General features: G+C 58.7%; 15 protein-coding genes and 3 tRNA genes. 9 read left to right on the top strand and 9 right to left on the bottom strand.

Going from position 1 to position 17313, the window contains the following annotated elements:
* Positions 1 to 107: 107 nt before the first annotated feature.
* Positions 108 to 180: transfer RNA gene (locus HMPREF2888_RS03030), tRNA-Lys, on the bottom strand.
* A gap of 285 nt (positions 181 to 465) precedes the next feature.
* Here HMPREF2888_RS03030 and HMPREF2888_RS03035 point away from each other — a divergent pair.
* The gene (locus HMPREF2888_RS03035; protein WP_070518217.1) at positions 466 to 1686 is read left to right on the top strand and encodes a L,D-transpeptidase; all 1221 of its coding nucleotides are present in this window, start codon (positions 466 to 468) and stop codon (positions 1684 to 1686) included.
* 9 nt (positions 1687 to 1695) lie between these two features.
* Here HMPREF2888_RS03035 and crtI read toward each other — a convergent pair whose 3' ends face one another.
* From crtI to orn, 4 genes are all read right to left on the bottom strand, one after another.
* The gene (crtI, locus tag HMPREF2888_RS03040) at positions 1696 to 3303 is read right to left on the bottom strand and encodes a phytoene desaturase family protein (RefSeq protein ID WP_070518219.1); all 1608 of its coding nucleotides are present in this window, start codon (positions 3301 to 3303) and stop codon (positions 1696 to 1698) included.
* Positions 3303 to 4199, bottom strand: a complete 897-nt coding sequence (locus tag HMPREF2888_RS03045) for a phytoene/squalene synthase family protein (RefSeq protein WP_235591076.1) — start codon at positions 4197 to 4199, stop codon at positions 3303 to 3305. Before HMPREF2888_RS03045 ends, crtI begins: the two co-directional genes overlap by 1 nt.
* Before the next feature lie 92 nt (positions 4200 to 4291).
* Positions 4292 to 4364, bottom strand: a tRNA-His gene (locus HMPREF2888_RS03050).
* Positions 4365 to 4414: 50 nt separating this feature from the next.
* Positions 4415 to 5047, bottom strand: coding sequence for an oligoribonuclease (gene orn / locus HMPREF2888_RS03055; RefSeq protein ID WP_062043487.1), 633 nt, complete (start codon positions 5045 to 5047; stop codon positions 4415 to 4417).
* Between the two features lie 332 nt (positions 5048 to 5379).
* Between orn and HMPREF2888_RS03060 the strand changes: the two genes are divergently transcribed.
* Positions 5380 to 6891 carry an alanine/glycine:cation symporter family protein gene (locus tag HMPREF2888_RS03060; RefSeq protein ID WP_070518220.1) on the top strand — a complete coding sequence of 504 codons (1512 nt, stop codon included), beginning with the start codon at positions 5380 to 5382 and terminating at the stop codon, positions 6889 to 6891.
* 40 nt (positions 6892 to 6931) lie between these two features.
* Here the strand turns inward: HMPREF2888_RS03060 and cmrA are convergent, their stop codons facing one another.
* Positions 6932 to 7744, bottom strand: a complete 813-nt coding sequence (cmrA, locus tag HMPREF2888_RS03065; protein WP_070455881.1) for a mycolate reductase — start codon at positions 7742 to 7744, stop codon at positions 6932 to 6934.
* A 146-nt stretch (positions 7745 to 7890) separates the two neighbouring features.
* Between cmrA and HMPREF2888_RS03070 the strand changes: the two genes are divergently transcribed.
* Positions 7891 to 8076 (top strand): PspC domain-containing protein, encoded by a 186-nt coding sequence (locus tag HMPREF2888_RS03070; RefSeq protein WP_201040745.1) that lies wholly within the window; start codon positions 7891 to 7893, stop codon positions 8074 to 8076.
* A 3-nt stretch (positions 8077 to 8079) separates the two neighbouring features.
* On the opposite strand, the gene HMPREF2888_RS03075 is transcribed toward HMPREF2888_RS03070, so the two are convergent.
* From HMPREF2888_RS03075 to HMPREF2888_RS03085, 3 genes are all read right to left on the bottom strand, one after another.
* Positions 8080 to 8742, bottom strand: a complete 663-nt coding sequence (locus tag HMPREF2888_RS03075; protein ID WP_061924293.1) for a hypothetical protein — start codon at positions 8740 to 8742, stop codon at positions 8080 to 8082.
* A 102-nt stretch (positions 8743 to 8844) separates the two neighbouring features.
* Positions 8845 to 8918: transfer RNA gene (locus HMPREF2888_RS03080), tRNA-Arg, on the bottom strand.
* 56 nt (positions 8919 to 8974) lie between these two features.
* On the bottom strand, positions 8975 to 9940 hold the full coding sequence (locus HMPREF2888_RS03085; RefSeq protein ID WP_062043497.1) for a LysR family transcriptional regulator: 966 nt from the start codon (positions 9938 to 9940) through the stop codon (positions 8975 to 8977).
* Between the two features lie 75 nt (positions 9941 to 10015).
* On the opposite strand from HMPREF2888_RS03085, the gene HMPREF2888_RS03090 reads away from it, so the two are divergent.
* From HMPREF2888_RS03090 to ald, 6 genes are all read left to right on the top strand, one after another.
* The gene (locus HMPREF2888_RS03090; protein WP_061924245.1) at positions 10016 to 12136 is read left to right on the top strand and encodes a bifunctional copper resistance protein CopD/cytochrome c oxidase assembly protein; all 2121 of its coding nucleotides are present in this window, start codon (positions 10016 to 10018) and stop codon (positions 12134 to 12136) included.
* 262 nt (positions 12137 to 12398) lie between these two features.
* Positions 12399 to 12998, top strand: coding sequence for a single-stranded DNA-binding protein (locus HMPREF2888_RS03095; protein ID WP_061924242.1), 600 nt, complete (start codon positions 12399 to 12401; stop codon positions 12996 to 12998).
* Positions 12999 to 13158: 160 nt separating this feature from the next.
* Positions 13159 to 14829 (top strand): energy-dependent translational throttle protein EttA, encoded by a 1671-nt coding sequence (gene ettA / locus HMPREF2888_RS03100; RefSeq protein ID WP_070518222.1) that lies wholly within the window; start codon positions 13159 to 13161, stop codon positions 14827 to 14829.
* A gap of 29 nt (positions 14830 to 14858) precedes the next feature.
* A complete protein-coding gene (locus HMPREF2888_RS03105; RefSeq protein ID WP_061924236.1) occupies positions 14859 to 15287 on the top strand; it encodes an acyl-CoA thioesterase in 429 nt (142 codons plus the stop codon).
* A gap of 56 nt (positions 15288 to 15343) precedes the next feature.
* The gene (locus HMPREF2888_RS03110; RefSeq protein WP_070518224.1) at positions 15344 to 15988 is read left to right on the top strand and encodes a DUF8185 domain-containing protein; all 645 of its coding nucleotides are present in this window, start codon (positions 15344 to 15346) and stop codon (positions 15986 to 15988) included.
* A 231-nt stretch (positions 15989 to 16219) separates the two neighbouring features.
* Positions 16220 to 17311: an alanine dehydrogenase gene (ald, locus tag HMPREF2888_RS03115; protein WP_061924230.1), complete on the top strand. Its 1092-nt coding sequence runs from the start codon at positions 16220 to 16222 to the stop codon at positions 17309 to 17311.
* Positions 17312 to 17313 lie beyond the last annotated feature (2 nt).

Here is a 17313-nt window from a genome sequence, read left to right on the forward strand (position 1 = left end):
GCACAGACACACTTTCTGTCGCATATCCCTCCGGCGAAGGTTAAGGGCGTTTCCGGAATAAAAAATCTCGCGGCCTCCGTGAAAGGAAACCGCGAGATTCTGTATTGTGCGCCATCAGGGACTTGAACCCCGAACCCACTGATTAAGAGTCAGTTGCTCTGCCAATTGAGCTAATGGCGCTTATGTTGTCTGGCTGGTTTGTTTGCCTGCCGTGCAACGAGAAATAACTTTAACACCCACTATTCAAAACTGTAAAATCGCCAGGCCATTGTGTGTTTTTAGGGCGTTTTATGATGGTTTATAGGGCTTCAAGATCTGCCGTCGAAGAAGGTGGGTGGGGCAGGGGTGTTCTTCTTATAACAATTGATTAACGCGTGAAGCGCCGTGTGGTGTTTTGAAGGTGTGCGATATACGCTAATTGAGAAATTCTGACCGTCTTATATACACAAATTTTAAAGGGCCCAAGTGTTTAATTCCCTCCCTCTCGCTCGTCGTGTCCTTGCCACTACCGCTGTAGCCCTAACAGCCACTGTTGCGGCAGCGTGCACCATTGATTCTTCCGCTCAAGATAATGCCGCTGAACAAGCCGCGTCCGCTGATGGCAGTCAGGGTGGTGCAGAGCAATCGCAAGCGCCAAAGGCAAAGGATCTGCAGTTCTCCGTTAAAAACGGTGCGAAAGACGTCGATCCTTCCGAGCTCGTCACGGTAAAGACCGAGGGTAAGCTGAAGTCCGTCACCATGACCAATGAGCTTGGCGTTGAGGTTGCGGAAAAGCTTTCCTCTGACGCGAAGACCTGGTCCACCGATGAGGTTCTGGGCTATAACCACACCTACACAATCAAAGCCGCCGACGTTGATGGAAACGAAAAGACCATCACCTTCAGCACTCCACAGTCGGCGGGTGTCTCTGAGGTTGCGCTTTCCCCGATTCCGGGCGCCGAAGTGGGCGTTGGTCAGGTCATCGGCGTGCGCTTTGGCAACTACGTCACCGACCGCAAGGCTGCCGAGGAAGCAATCACCGTCAAGACCACCCCAGAGGTTGAAGGCGCTTTCTACTGGATCAATGACCAGGAAGTGCGCTGGCGTCCGAAGGATTACTGGCAGCCAGGCACCAAGGTTGAGGTCAACGTTGATCTCTACGGCCGCAACTTGGGCGGCGGCATCTATGGCGGCGAGGACGCTTCCACCAACTTCACCATCGGTGACCGTGTGATTTCCCTGGTGGACAACGCCACCAAGACTATGAAGGTATTTAAGAACGGCCAACTGCTGCGCGAGATTCCGGTTTCCCTGGGCACCGATGGCCAGTGGGATACTCCGAATGGCCGCTACATCATCGGCGATGAGTACGAGTCGTTGGTCATGGACTCCAGCACCTTTGGCTTGGCTGTCGACGCCGGCGGCTACCGCACCTCCGTCAATTACGCTACGCAGATGTCCTACTCCGGCATCTACGTTCACTCCGCACCGTGGTCCATCGGCGCACAGGGCGTCTACAACCAGTCCCACGGCTGCATCAACCTCTCCCCGGAGGCCGCGCAGTGGTTCCAGTCTGTGGTCAAGCGCGGCGACATCGTCCGCGTCTTCAACACTGGCGGTGCGCAGCTCAACCCATTCGATGGTTTGGGCGATTGGAACATGGACTGGGAGACTTGGTCCAAGGGCAATACCAACGCGAACGCTTAAAGCAGAGCTTTAAGCAGGATAAAAGGAGCTCAGCGGTGACGCCGTGGCGTCGCCGTGCATGCGTTTGAGCACGTTCTCGGCGGAAATTAGGCACATCGGCACGCCCACTCCGGGCACTGTCGTGGCACCAGCATAGTAAAGCCCGGCAACCTTGGAAGAGATGTTCTTTCCGCGCAGGAACGCAGACTGCGCTAGCGTGTGCGCCGGGCCGATCGAGCCGCCGCGCCACGCGTGATAGCGTTCTGCGAAATCCGCTGGGCCCAGCGTGCGGCGGATTACGATGCGTTCTTCCAAGTCTGCGATACCGGCCCAATCCCCAATCTGCTTTACGGCAGCGTCAGCAATGGCCTCCACGCGGGCGGAAGGACTATCGCGGTAGGCGTTGCCGTGTCCCAGCGTGGAATCAGCCGGCACTGGCACGAGCACGAAGAGATTCTCGTGACCTTCCGGCGCCACATCGGGGTCCGTTGCCGAAGTCTTGGAGATGTAGATGGAGTGCGAACAGTCCAGCGGACGGGCTGGCTCAGGGCCGTGATAGACCGCGCGGAAGTCCGGCGCCCAGTCCTTGCTAAACAACAACGTGTGGTGTGAAAGCTCCGGAAGTTTGCCCTTCACTCCGAGCAGCACAAGCACGGTTCCAAGCCCCGCATCGCGCCCGGCAAAGTACTTTTCCGGGTAGGTGCGCAGGCGTTGTGGGAGGAGCGTGTTCTCGGTGTGGTGAAGATCGGCGGCGGAAACCACGGCGTCGGCAAGCAGCTTTTGCGTGCCAGAGGCGTCGGTGATGCGCACGCCCGTCGCGCGCGGGGAGGCGCCCGCTGTGAGGATGCTGGTGACCTCCGCGCCCAAGCGGAACTGCACGCCGGCGAGCTGGGCCTGCTTGGCGATGGCGCGCACCACCGCATCGAAGCCACCCAGCGGGTAGCGCACGCCCTCGACCAAGTCCGTGTGGCTCATCAGCGAGTACAACGCCGGCGCCGCCGCGGGTTCGCTGGATAAGAACACCGCCGGATAGCTGAGCACCTGGCGTAGCCGGTAATCGCTAAAGGATTTCGCCACATGTTTGTCCAAGGTCCGGACAAGTAGCTGCGCCAGCATACCTAGCCGGGAGCGAACCGTGGAGCCTAAAAGCTCGCGGGGACTGCTGAAAGTGGTGTAGAGGAACTTCGATAGTGCCACGTTGTAGATGTCGCTGGCCTGGGCGAGGTAGGCGCGGATGTGGGCGCCGGCGCCGGGCTCGATGGACTCGAAGAGTTTGGCGACTTTCTCAACGCCGGTCTCGACGTCGAGGAAGTCACCATCGTCGTTGTAGACGCGGTAGGCGGGGCTGAGATCGATAAGCTCGAGCTCTGCCTGCGTGGACGTGCCACAGAGCTCAAAGAAGTGGTCGAATGCCTCTGGCATCAGGTACCAGGATGGGCCCGTATCCCAACGAAAGCCCGCTTCTGTCAGGCTGCCCGCGCGGCCGCCCACTTCTTCTAGTTTGTCCACCACGGTGACCTTCTTGCCATCGCGCGCAAGCAACGCTGCGGTGGCAAGGCCGGCGACGCCTGCCCCGATGACGATGACGGTCTCGGGCTGCCCGCTGGCGCGGATGGTGGAAAGTCGGGGCAGTTTCATCAGTTGCTCTTTCTTAAAGAACGCAAGGTGGCGCGGGTTAAAAGTGACAGCTTGCGTGGGGTGCTGACGCGGGTGCGTTGGGAAAAGACGGCGTCGGCAGGCAGTGCTGCAAGGTCGTTGGTCAAAGCCTCGAAAAGGTCAGTGGCGGCGGTGACACCTACACGCGCAGAGAATGGAAGCTTGCCGGTAACGGCGCGGGCAGTGGCGAGATCGCTGCGGATATCGGCGATGAGCAGGTCTTTGTCCTGCGTGCTCAATCCGCCGTGGCCTGCTCGCGGGAAGTAGCTGCGGCCAAGTTGTGCGGTATCCGCGCCGAGGTCGCGCAAAAAGTTGACCTTCTGAAAGGCGGCGCCGAGGCGCCGTGCACCCGTCTCGAGCTGGCTCAGCTCGGGGCCAGAAACTGGATGATCAACCAAGAAAGCAGACAGGCACAAAAGCCCAATGACCTCCGCGGAGCCATAGATATAGGCCTCGAGATCTTCCTCGTCGGCGTAATCGCACTGGTGAAGGTCGCGGCGCATCGATGCGAAGAAGGCCCGGATGTGTTCATCTCTGAACCCGCAGCGCCTGGCGGAAATACCATAGGCATGCAGAACAGGATCAGTGTGAAAGCGTTGCGAAGGCGCGCGCAGAACCGCCTCTTCGTATGCATTGAGGGTCTGTTCGACTTCTGTTGTGTTAAGGCCCGCGGCGGTTGCGGCGCCGTCGACGATTTCATCCGCTATGCGAACCACGGCATAAAGATTGCGGATATCGGTGCGTGTGCGGGGAGCGAGCAGCTCGGAGGCAAAGGAAAAGCTCGTGGAATAGGCCGCGATGATTTGTGCTGCGGCTCTTTGGGCACTTTGGTCATAGCGTGGCAAAGGCTGAGTGGGGAAGCGAGAAATCCCAAACACAATTGGCCACCTTAATCCATGGGGCTAAAAAATAGCGCGAGAAAAGTATAGGGCCCTAACCTGAATAAATAACAGGTTAGGGCCCTCATCGGGGTGGCTGACGGGGCTCGAACCCGCGACACCCAGGATCACAACCTGGTGCTCTACCAGCTGAACTACAGCCACCATCGCTGCCTTAAAAGCAGCACGGATAAGATTAACTCACGCTGCGTAAATTACAAAAACGCCTGGTAATCGGCGGTAGTTGACGCTTTTGCTTCGGCTGCTTCCTCGGAAGAGGGGCCCTCGTCGGTGCGGAAGACGCTGCGGCGGTAGTAGTCCAACTCGCGGATGGACTCGATGATGTCCTGAAGCGCGCGGTGCGCCATGCCCTTGTCTGGCTGGTTGTAATAGGCGCGCGGGAACCAACGGCGGCTGAGCTCCTTGATGGTGGAAACGTCAATCATGCGGTAGTGCAGCGCTTCATCCAAGCGCGGCATGTAGGCGCGAATGAAGGTGCGGTCGGTGGCGATGGAGTTGCCTGCCAGGGGGGCGGGATGCTCGGGGTCGCAGTGCTCAGCGATGAGCGCCAGGACGGCATCTTCGGCTTCCCGCAGAGTGGTGGTGGATTCGCGGATTTCCTTATCCAGGCCGGAGTTGGCGTGCATGTTGGTGACAAAGTCATCCATCTCAGCGAGCTCCGCTTCCGTGGCATGGACCACTAGGTCGATTCCCTCACCAATGACGTTGAGGTTGCCATCAGTGATGATGGCGGCCACCTCCACGATGACGTGGCGCTTCGGGTCGAGCCCGGTCATCTCCAAGTCAATCCAGACGAGTCGGTCATTCTTCGGGGCGATGTCAGTCATGGGTTTAACCTTAGTCTTCCTAGAGCCGCGCTTGTCGACGCCTCCCTTCCCACCGTCTGATTTAATCCACCGGCGTGGAAGGTGTGGCGGGGGGAGGCAAAGGGTGTGTTTTGGTGCAGATAGTTCAGTTTTTCTAAATGGTTCGTCTTAGCGGTATTGACGGTCCTTGAGCTGTGCATTAAATTTCGGTCAACCGACAGGTAATGTGAAGAATTAGATTCTTCCAAAACATTTTCGTGATTATCCTCACAAAGTTCGATTGAAGTAGTGCATGATTCTTTATGTCACCTTTTATGTTAGAGCTCACAATTTTAGAAAGTAGGTTCCCTCATATGGCCGGGTTCTTGGATGCTCTCAACTCCCTCATTTGGTCCCCAGCACTCGTGTTCCTGTGCTTGGGCGCCGGTGTCTACTTCACGTTCGTGACCAAGGGATTGCAGATTCGCTGTATTCCCGACATGATTGCGCAGCTGAAGAACGGCGAGAAGTCAGACTCCGGTGTTTCTTCCTTCCAGTCCCTGATGATTTCGCTCGCCGGTCGCGTCGGCGTCGGCAACATTGCCGGTGTTGCCACGGCGATCGCCTTCGGTGGCCCAGGTGCTGTCTTCTGGATGTGGGCGGTGTCGCTGTTGGGGTCCGCTACCTCATTCGTGGAATGTACTCTCGCCCAAGTCTACAAGGAAAAGGATCAGGACACCGGTGAGTACCGTGGTGGCCCGGCGTACTACATCGAAAAGGCTTACCGCCACACCTCTGTGGGCCCGTTCATGCTGGTCTACGGCGTCATCTTCGCTGTCTCCATGATTTTGGCTACCAGCTACTTCCTCCCAGGTATCCAGGCCAACGGTGTGGCCGCTGCAGTGGAGAACGCCTGGGGCGTCAACGTCACTTGGTCCGCAGTCATCTTGGCTGGCGTCTTGGCCTTCATCATCATCGGCGGCGTCAAGCGTATCGCTAACTTCACCTCGCTCATCGTTCCATTCATGGCAGGCGCTTATATCATCATCGCGCTGACCATCCTGTTCATGAACTTCGGCGACATCCCACACGTTTTTGGCCTCATCGTCAAGTCTGCATTTGACATGGAAGCAGGATTCGCGGGCATGCTGGGCTCTGCAATCATGTGGGGCGTAAAGCGCGGTATCTACTCTAACGAGGCAGGCCAGGGCACCGGCCCGCAGTCGGCAGCAGCTGCTGAGGTTTCCCACCCAGCAAAGCAGGGCTTCGTTCAAGCATTCGCCGTCTACGTCGATACCCTCTTCGTCTGCTCGGCCACCGCCTTCATCATCATCTCCACTGACATGTACAAGGTCTTCGAAGGCGAGTCCGAGGACGGCGCCGTTCGCTACGCCGGCTCCCTGCCTGACGGCATTGAGGTCGGCCCAGGCTTCGTTCAATCCGGTATGGACTCGGTATTCAACGGTGTCGGCGCTTCCTTCGTGGCAATTGCTATCGCGTTCTTCGCCTTCACCACCGTTCTGGCTTACTACTACATGGCAGAGACCAACCTCACCTACTTCAACCGCTGGATCAAGAATGCTGGCGCACGGCGCGCGCTGGTGTGGGTCCTGCGCGTCCTCATCATCATCTCCGTCATCATTGGTGCCACCACCACCCCGGGCTCCGCGTGGGCATTGGGCGACATCGGAGTGGGCGCCACCGCATGGCTTAACATCATCGCCGTCCTCTTCCTCCAGGTCCCGGCACTCAAGTGCCTCAAGGACTACAGCGCGCAGAAGAAGGCTGGCAAGGATCCGGTTTTCGACCCTGAAGCTCTGGGCATCAAGAACGCCGACTTCTGGGTAGACCGCAAGAACGCTCGCTCTTCCTCTGCAACCGAGTAAGGCACACCAAAAGCAGGACCGCGGAAAGGGTGGGAGTGCCTTAGGCCATCTTTGAGTAGAAGCTGCCGATGAGCGGTGCGGCAATCGGGGTAGGGATGATTTGGCCAAGCGTATTCATGGCCTTCGACAGCGGGCCCGGTACCACGCGGCGCTGGTTGCGAGCCATAGCCTCTAGGGTCTCTGCGGAGCAGGACTCGTAGGTGGTCCACAGGAAGTCAGGAACTACCTTATCTACGATGGACTGCTCCTCTTCCGGGATGACGGCATCGCGCACCGGGCCGGGGGCTAGCAAGGTGCAGCTGACGCCAGAGCCCTTGAGCTCGTAGTGCAACGCCTCGGTGAAAGCGTTGACGCCTGCCTTTGTAAATACATAGGTGGCGTTGTTCGGAATCGAGACGTTGCCCGCTGCAGAACCAACGTTGCAGATAGCGCCGGAGCGACGCGGCAGCATCTGGTCCAAAGCGGCGCGGGTCAGGCGGTGCACGGCCTTGCCGTTGAGATCGAATTGCTTGTTCTCATAGTCCCAGTCCTGGTCCATGAATTTGCCAAAGCTGGCGATGCCCGCGGAGTTGACGATGATGGAAATTTCTTTGCCGGCCATGAACTCGATGACGCGGTCGACGTCGGCTTCCTTTGCTAAGTCGGCGGCCAGAGCGATCGCATCGATCTCGTGCTTCGACTTCAGTTCATCCGCGATGTGCTCGAGGACTTCCTGGCGGCGCGCCACCAAAATGACGTTATATCCGAGGGCGGCGAGATCGCGCGCCATCGCCTCGCCGATGCCCTGGCTAGCGCCCGTAAGCAGCGCATAGGAATTGCGGGTGGGTGCGGGAAGACCTGCGTTTTTAGCCATAGTGATTGTGTCCTTTCGCCGAAAAGAAGTTTTCAACCAGCGTAGACGAAAGCAAAACATCAGGGTGATTCTCGGGGGTTTACCTGATGCGTGTGGCCTGCTGAAAAGCTTTAATGGAGGGCGCACACTAAGAAGAAAGGACAATCATGAATTACCGTTTGACCCGCTCGAGCACGGATTGCTACATCGGAGGCGTATGCGGCGGCATTGCTCAGACCTACAATCTGGATCCCACGTTGGTGCGCATCCTCTTCGTTGTTGCCACTTTGGCAGGCTTTTCCGGTGTGCTGGCTTATCTCATCCTGTGGGTTGTGATGCCGGTAGGTAGCTAAGCCCTACTGCAGTGGCCCAAAGCCCATGAACCTATGCCAGGTTTCCCATTCATCGCGGAGCCTGGCGGCGTGGTGTGCGGGGCTGGCGACGTCGTCGATAAGCACCGCGTCCTGCATGCGCACTCCGTTGTCGAAGAACAACGCCGCGTGCCCGGAAGCGCCGTAGCGCACGACGGGAACGAGGTTGAGGCCGTCGAAGGAAAGATGCGCATTCGGGCGCACATCAAGGCCCGCGATGGCAGCAAGCGTCGGCGCCAAGTCCATCGGGGAGACTAGCTCTGGGCACGGCTCCACCAGCTTTTGATCCGTAACACCCGGCCACGACAGCGACATCGGCGAGGGCCCGCCGCTTAAGGAACACACAGCAAGGACGCTGTGCTTGGCGACGTCGCGCAACCGCGCCGGCTCCGCAGGCTCCTCGAGCAGTCGGAACACGGGCTGCTCAGCAGTACCGGGGGCCGAGTCGATGTCCTCGCTGATGAGGTAGCCGGCCTCGCGGAAGATATCGGTGATGCGGGTCGTGGCGCCGCGCTGCGGATACTGGCCGGTCAGAACCGAGTTGCGCGATTGTGCGTATTCCGGCGAAGGCGCCCATGCGTTGGTAAAACGCATGCCGATGAGCGCTTCTTCTGGGGCAGTGACGAAGGTGGCCAGCGTGATATCCATGCTTGTTATTTTAGGCGCGCTTACTAAGCCAGACCGATAAAACCAAAGAAAAGGCCACCAATCTGTGGAAGAAACTTCCCAGTGAAGTGGCCTTTTCGGCGGTGCCCCCAGCAGGACTCGAACCCGCGACACATGGGGTAGAAACCCACTGCTCTAATCCGCTGAGCTATGGAGGCTTAGGCTTTCATCTTAGACCAGCCAGCCTCGCGTACTAAAAGTAGGGCTTAGCGTCTTAGGCCTTGTCCGCTTCTGCCGAGTGGACGGACTTGTGAAGAAGGGTTTCTTCGCTCTCGCCGCCTACGGAAAGGATGAGATCTACCAGCTGGTTGGCGGCAGGGGAAAGGTCGCGTTCACGGCGGTAGATGAGCAAGGACTGCATCGGTGGGATGCCTTCTGCAATCTCGCGGAGGTGAATGCCGCGGTGGTTGAGCGCCTGTGCCGAGCTCGGGACAAGGCACACACCGATGCCGCCGGAAACCAGTGGGAGGCCGGTCTGGAGGGTAGAGATTTCTTGGACGCGGTTAGGGACGGCGTCCGGGTGCTTGGCAAAGACCTGGTCCAGCAGCTCTGGAAGGCCAACGAATTCAGGGTTGCGTGGAGGCAGGATCCACGTTTCTTCCGCGATGTCGTGAAGGGAAACAGGGTTGGGCAGGTGCTGGAGGCGATCCGGTACGGCGACGCGGAATTCCATCTCGCTGGCTACATGGACGTTCAGCTCGTTGTGGTAACGCTGGGCAAATGCGTGTGGGTCAGTCGAAGGCATCAGGCCTAGGTCGATGGAGCCTTCGAGGACGCGGCGCAGGGTTATGGTCGGTTCTGGATCGTCCAAGAAGATGTTGACCTCAGGGGCGCGATCCACCATGCGGTGAAGAACCTCTGGCATAAACAGCCAGTTGAACTCCGGCGCAGACGCGATAGAGACGCTGCCGGCGGCGCCGCTGGCGATCTCGGTGATGCGCTGTGCGGCGTCGCTAAGCAGGGTGTCCATCTTCGCGGCGATGGAATAGAGGTAGTCGCCGGCTTCGGTGGTCTTAACACCGGCGCGGCCGCGGGTCAGGAGTTGAACGTCAAGCTCCTTTTCGAGCTTACGAATAGAGAGACTTAGAGAAGGCTGAGTCATATCTAGAGCTTCAGCCGCATGAGTGAAAGATCCGTAGTCCACTACGGAACGAAAGTAGAGTAGCTGGCGTGAATCCATAACGAATAATTATGCCAGAACTTAAAAGATTATTCGTTTTAGGTAAGAAGACGGTTTGGGCGGTAGACTGCGCCTATGGAAAAACGGGAAGAAACTGCCAGCTCAGCGGCTCGCGCGGCTTCGACAACGGTTTCGCCGGCGCAGGGCGCAGCGTCCAAGAACACAGTTTTCAAAGGTGGAAAGCGTGGCGCCAAAGGTGCTACAACGGTCTATCTCGCGGCTCTTATCGTTGCCGGGCTGGTTGCTGGCGTTATTTCCCTGTTCTTTCTGGCGGAGTCACTCGCGGCATTGGGCATTCCCGATCCCGGGCGTTTGACCACATTCGGCCTGCCATTTTTCCGCGGCGTCGCCTGGATTTTAATGGCGCTGTCGGTGGGCTCGTACATGGTTTCAGCCTTTCTCGTTGCGCCGCAAATTCCTAAGAAAGACAATGATCGTCTCATTGAGTCGCGCTTAAGTGTCGATGGACACATCGCCGCCCGCGCCGGCGCCCTGGCGGCTTTTGGCGTGGCAGTGGTATCTCTGCTGGAAGTGCCGCTGGTTATGTCCGATCTGACGGGCACACCTTTCCTCAAAGTCCTCAACCCGCAGCTGATGGGCATGGCGCTGGATAGCATTTCCACCTCCCAGGCCTGGTTGGTCACCGCCTCCATCGCGGTTGTTGCCGGCGTGCTGGGCCTGGTTTCTAAGAAATGGTCCCTGCAGCCTATTGCGTTTTTCTTCGCACTCATGCAGATTGTGCCCCTCGGCATGGAAGGTCACTCTGCTTCCGGCGGCGACCATGATTACGGCACGAACTCCCTGCTCTTCCACCTTTTCTTCATGGTGCTTTGGGTGGGCGGATTGCTGGGGCTTATAGCCCATAGTCGCCGTCTGGGACCAGACATGCCTACGGCTGTGCGCCGCTACTCGGTGGTTGCTTTCATCTCCATCGTAGCTATGGCCGCCTCCGGCGTGATTAATGCGCTCATCCGCGTTGAGCTAGCAGACCTGTTTAGCACCCGCTATGGACTCATCATCGTCACCAAGGCGGTGCTTACTGTCCTGCTTGCCGTCTTTGGACTAGCGCATCGCCAGATCACCATGCCGCAGCTGGAGCGCCGTCCGCTGCTTTTTCGCCGCGTCGCATTCGTGGAAATCCTCGTGATGGCCGCCACCGTGGGCGTGGCTATTTCCATGGGCCGCACGCCGCCCCCGCCGCCGCGCGATCCGAACCTGAACAACATGCAGGTGCTCTTGGGCTACGAGCTTCTCGACGCCCCGACGGTGACCAATGTCTGGACCATGTACCGCTACGACCTCATGTTTGGCACTTTGGGGCTCGTGCTTGCTGCCGCCTATGGTTACGCGCTGCTGCGCTTGCGCCGCCGCGGCCTTAACTGGTCGCGGGTCCGAACCACCTGGTTTATGCTGGGCGCCTTAGGCTTGACCTTCATCATGAGCTCGGGCATCGGCCTTTATATCCCGGCGCTTTATTCCATGCACATGCTGGGGCATATGCTCCTTTCCATGGCGGTTCCGCTCTTCCTCGTGCTCGGCGCACCGCTGACCTTGGTGATGGAGGCCTTTGAGCCCGGCGCGCCGGGGCGTCCCACTGTCCATGACCTGGCGGTGGCGGTAACTAAGTCGAAGCTTTTGAAGTTTCTTACCCATCCGGCGGTCAATCTGATTCAGTTCCTGACCTTTTTGTACGTGCTCTACCTTTATCCGGAGCTGTATCAGTTCGCGGTTTCTGAGCATGCCGGCCACGTAATCATGAACTGGGTCTTCTTGGCCTCGGGCTATATCTATTACTGGGAGGTTATCGGCCCGGATCCGTTGCCGTTCCGCGCGCCGACTAACCTGCGCCTTCTGGTGTTGTTCTTCTCGATGCCGCTGCACCTTTTCGCCGGCGTCTACTTGATGCAGCTGCAGAGCGTGCTCGGCGTGGAGTTTTATGAGTCGCTGGGGCTGCCGTGGCACCCGGACTTGCTGCAGGATCAGCGCGTGGGCGGCGGCATCGCGTGGGGCTTTGGCCAGTTCCCGTTAGTCATCGTCTTTGGCAAACTCTTTTTGGACTGGCTGCGCGATGACCGTGCTACCGCTCGCCGCCACGATGCAAAGGCAGAGGTTGACGGCGATGCGGAGTTGGAGGATTACAACGAAATGTTGCGCCGCATGAGTGAGGGCGACGCCACTGGATTCCGGCAGCAGTAATCGTTGCAGTAGAGCCGGTTATTTTTCTGAGCGAAGTTCTTTTTGTGGATAGATCCCCTGCCGTTTCGGGCAGGGGATTAACTTTTGTTGATGCTTCCAACAAGTTATCCACAGCTAGGAAAATCGGCCCTTGTGGCAGTGCTAGGACGCTAGCGATGATTCGAGCAAGGAAGGTATTTACACGACCTTCTTAAAACACCGCGAGGCAGGAAGACCTGTACTCACAAGTTTCGCTAGCTCAGCAAAGGATTTTCTAAAGCACATGTCTCAGCTACCAATCACCATCACCGGCCATCTCACGCACGAACCCGAGCTCATCAAAGTCAACACCGACATGTACAAGGCGCGCCTGCGCGTGGCATCCTCCCGCCGCATCCCGGTGGATAATGCGGACAACGGAGTCCGTGAGTGGCGCGATACCGACCTCATCTACATCGACGTGGAGCTGTGGGGTCAGTTCGCGATCAACGTTAAGAAGTCATTGCACCGCGGAATGCCGGTCATCGTGGTCGGCTCGGTCTGCTCCGATTCCTGGCTGGCGCCCGATGGCCAGAATAAGTTCCGCACCTTTATCAAGGCTTTCTATGTCGGCCTAGACCTAAACCGCTACGTTATCTCCTCCCGCAAGCTCGAGCGCGTCTATGAAACCGACGGATTGGAGGCACCTGCTTCGGGCGAGACGATGCCGGAAGTCGATGTGGACAGGACGGCGTCGATGGCCGCAGGTGCCGGCACCCAAGACCATGACGATAAGCACGACACCGCAGCCGATCGCCGTCAAGCTGCGCATAGTAAGGCGAATGCAGCCGAGGAGTCGTTCGAGGAGGCCGAGGCGCCCGCCGAGCAATCGGTAGGCAGCTAAGCACCGCCTTGTGGATGCCTGCGACCTGGGCGCCCCGGGGAGGTGCAAAGCGGGGGATTGAAATCACACGCTAATCCCAGCCCGGGGCGCTAGGTACATCCATGTCATGTACTCTTTGTTGTGTTATAAACCATTCCTAAGTTCAAGCAAAGGGTGAAACATGGGCGAATTCATCTACACGATGAAAAACGTGCGTAAGGCAGTCGGCGAGAAGCTCATTCTCGACAACGTAACGATGGCCTTCTACCCAGGCGCCAAGATTGGTGTCGTCGGCCCGAATGGTGCAGGTAAGTCCTCCATTCTGAAGATCATGGCCGGCATTGATCAGCCTTCCAACGGTGAAGCATTCATCGACCCGGGCAAGACCGTGGGCATCCTCCTGCAGGAGCCACCGCTCAACGAGGAAAAGACGGTCCGCGGCAACGTGGAAGAGGGCCTCGGTGACATCTTCGAGAAGAAGCAGCGCTTCGAAGCTATCGCGGAAGAGATGGCTACGAACTACACCGACGAGCTCATGGAAGAAATGGGCAAGCTGCAGGAGGAGCTGGACGCTGCCGACGCCTGGGAGGTTGATTCCAAGATTGAGCAGGCGATGGAAGCTCTGCGCTGCCCGCCTTCCGACGCCCCGGTAAACAACCTTTCCGGTGGTGAGCGCCGCCGCGTTGCGCTGGCGAAGCTGCTGCTTTCAGAGCCTGACCTGTTGCTGCTCGACGAGCCAACCAACCACCTGGACGCCGAGTCCGTGGAGTGGCTGGAAAAGCACCTTGCTGACTACCCGGGTGCCGTCCTAGCCGTTACCCACGACCGTTACTTCCTCGACCACGTCGCGGGTTGGATCTGTGAGGTTGACCGCGGCAAGCTCTACCCATACGAGGGCAACTACTCCACCTACCTGGAGAAGAAGGCCGAGCGTCTCGAGGTTGCTGGCGCCAAGGATAAGAAGCTGCAAAAGCGCCTGAAGGAAGAGCTCGCCTGGGTTCGTTCCGGTGCCAAGGCACGTCAGGCAAAGAACAAGGCTCGTCTCCAGCGCTACGAGGAGATGGCTGCTGAGGCTGAGCAGTACCGCAAGCTCGACTTCGAAGAAATCCAGATTCCTACCCCTCTACGCCTGGGCAACAAGGTCGTTGAGGTCAAGAACCTGGTCAAGGGCTTCGACGGTCGCACCCTGATCAAGGATCTCTCCTTCACCCTGCCGCGTAACGGCATCGTGGGCGTCATCGGCCCGAACGGCGTCGGTAAGTCCACCCTGTTCAAGACCATCGTTGGCCTGGAGCAGCCGGACGAGGGCACCGTCGAGGTTGGCGAGACCGTCAAGCTGTCCTACGTTGACCAGGGCCGCGAGAACATTGACCCAGAGGCAACCGTCTGGGAGGTCGTTTCTGACGGATTGGATTACATCCACGTCGGCCAGAACGAAATGCCTTCTCGTGCATACCTGTCCGCATTCGGCTTCAAGGGCCCGGACCAACAGAAGCCTTCCAAGGTGCTCTCCGGTGGTGAGCGCAACCGCCTCAACCTGGCGCTGACCCTGAAAGAGGGCGGCAACCTGATCCTCCTCGACGAGCCAACCAACGACCTGGACGTCGAGACCCTGGGCTCCCTGGAAAACGCTCTAGAGAAGTTCCCGGGCTGTGCAGTGGTCATTTCCCACGACCGCTGGTTCCTGGACCGCACCTGTACCCACATCCTCGCGTGGGAGGGCAATGTTGCAGAAGGCCAGTGGTTCTGGTTCGAGGGCAACTTCGGTGACTATGAAAAGAACAAGATCGAGCGCCTAGGTGAAGACGCTGCTCGCCCGAGCCGTGTTACCCACCGCAAGCTGACCCGATAAGAGTGACTACTAGCTAGTAAAAGGAATCAATGTCTTCTGAAAAGGTGCACGCCCATTCTGTAGGCGTACGGTGGTCGGACTTCGACATGTACGGCCACATGATGAACGCCAACTATATCGAGTTGGCGCAGGAGGCCCGCCTGGCATTTGCCATGGACCATTTCTACAAGCAGGGTTTGGAACTCATTGCGTTCGTGCGTCATCTCGACGTCGACTATGTTCGCCCGCTGAAGTGGGATGGAAAGAATTCCACCGTCACCGTAGAGACTGCTGTAGTACGCCTAGGCAATACCTCGTTTACCACCCGGCAGGAAATCAAAGACGGTGCTGGCAACGTAACTTGCGTGGTCACCTGCACCCAGGTGGTCATCGATAAGGTAACGCAGGCGCCGCGTCCCGTCTCCGAGGAAGAAAAGAAAATCATCACGGAGAATGCTTTGGTTAAGCTGGACGCATAGCGCGAGCCAAATCCGGCTCGATGCGTGAGCAGTTTGTCTAGGAGGGCCCGCAGACCATGGTTCATGAATTACTCGAATTATTAAGTGGTGGACCTGGTTTGCGGGCCCTTCTCGCACGTGCGGTGGGGTTGGATGCTTCGGCAGTGGTGCGCTTGCGTCAATTCGACGCCCAGACCGTCGAGGCTTTCGTTACCACTCCGTTCGAGGTCGTCGCCGCCCGCCGCATAGAGGCCGTTGTGTCCCGCGATGGGGCAGTGGTTTCCGCGCAGACCCTGCATGATGCGCTTGTGCTCGCCGGGATTGAGTCTGCGACGCTGGACTTAGGCCCAGCCCGCGATCCTTCTTGGCCCGGTGCGCTGCCGCCAGCCACGGGCTTTCAGCTTATCGACACCCTGCCCGTCGAGGTGGTCCGTGAGCTCTCGGATAAAGGCCAACAGTTAGCACGCCAGTTCTCTGGCCCGATGGGCCCGCCTGCCAGCTTGTTGAATCAGACCGTGGTCACGGTTAGCGGTGGTGCGGAGCAAGCGGTTGAGATTCCCATGCGGATGATCTTTGCCTGCACGAGCCTAGGCCTAATTCCCGGTTTTGCTGCGCCCATGGATATCCCACGCCACCTGCGTGTCTCCGGCCTCGGTCGGTGGGTACGCGTCGACGCGCCCTTCGGTAGCGTTTATCGCTCGACGCGCTTGTCCCTCTTCTAACTCGCTATAAAAGCACCGCGGGCCCTCCGAAAGCCGTCCAGCCGAGTGGGCCAAAGGAGCGGCTGAGCTCGAAAAATCCACGGTTTATTTGCGTCATTCTAAGGATGGTAGCGGTGTGCTATGGCCTCCGCGAGCCGTGGTAAAAAATCACACTCGAAATCATTTGTGCTGTGCGTTACTCTTTGGGGAGGAGTTTATCCATCAAAATTTTCTTGCTTAAGGAGTTCTAGAATGCGCATTGGCGTCCCTAAAGAAATTATGAACAACGAAAACCGCGTTGCTCTGACCCCACTTGCGGTGCAAACACTCGTAAAAGATGGGCACGAGGTGCTGGTGGAAACCGGCGCTGGCGTGGGCGCTTCCTTCCCTGATAGCGATTACGAGGACGCCGGTGCGCGCATCATGCCTACCGCCGCAGAGACTTGGGAGCAGGCGGAGATGGTGGTCAAGGTCAAGGAGCCGCAGGCCTCCGAATATGGCTACCTGCGCCCAGACCTCATCGTGTTTACCTACCTGCACCTGGCGGCGGACCGGCCTCTTACCGATGCCCTCGTAGAAGCCAAGACCACTTCGGTGGCCTACGAGACTGTCACCGACCGCCACGGCACCTTGCCGCTTCTTACTCCGATGTCCCAGGTGGCGGGACGTCTCGCGGTGATGGAGGGCGTGCATCACCTCTTGTCCACGCAGGGCGGCCGCGGCGTGCTGTTGTCGGGTGTTCCGGGCACGCAGGCCGCCCGCGTCGTCGTTATTGGCGGTGGCCAGGTCGGTGCCTCGGCCGTGGCGATGGCCCGTGGCCTCCGCGCCGAGGTGACGGTTCTGGACCTGGATCCGCATGTGTTGCAGCGCTTTGACGAGCAGTACCAGGGCACCGTCCGCACGCTCATTTCTGACCCAGCCACCCTGGAGGCGGAGCTCTTAGAAGCCGATCTCGTCATCGGCGCTGTCCTTGTGCCAGGCGCCGCTGCGCCGAAGTTGGTGCGCGAGGAAACAGTCAAGAAGATGAAGCCGGGAGCTGTGCTTGTCGACGTCGCGATTGACCAAGGTGGCTGCTTCGAGAACTCGCGCAAGACTTCGCACGATGAGCCGACCTTCAAGGTTCACGACACTTTGTTCTACTGCGTGGCCAACATGCCGGGCGCGGTGGCCAACACCTCTGCGCGGGCGCTGAACTCGGCAACTCTGCCGTATATTCGCGCAGTCGCAGCGCAGGGTGTCGATGGTGCCATCGAGCGCTTCCCAGGCTTGTCCGGCGGTGTGATGACCCGCGACGGCAAGCTCATTTCTGAGCCGGTGCGTCGGGCCTTTAATTGGGAGGATTAAAC

It is taken from the genome of Corynebacterium sp. HMSC077D03 (assembly GCF_001808545.1).
GTDB lineage: Bacteria > Actinomycetota > Actinomycetes > Mycobacteriales > Mycobacteriaceae > Corynebacterium > Corynebacterium simulans.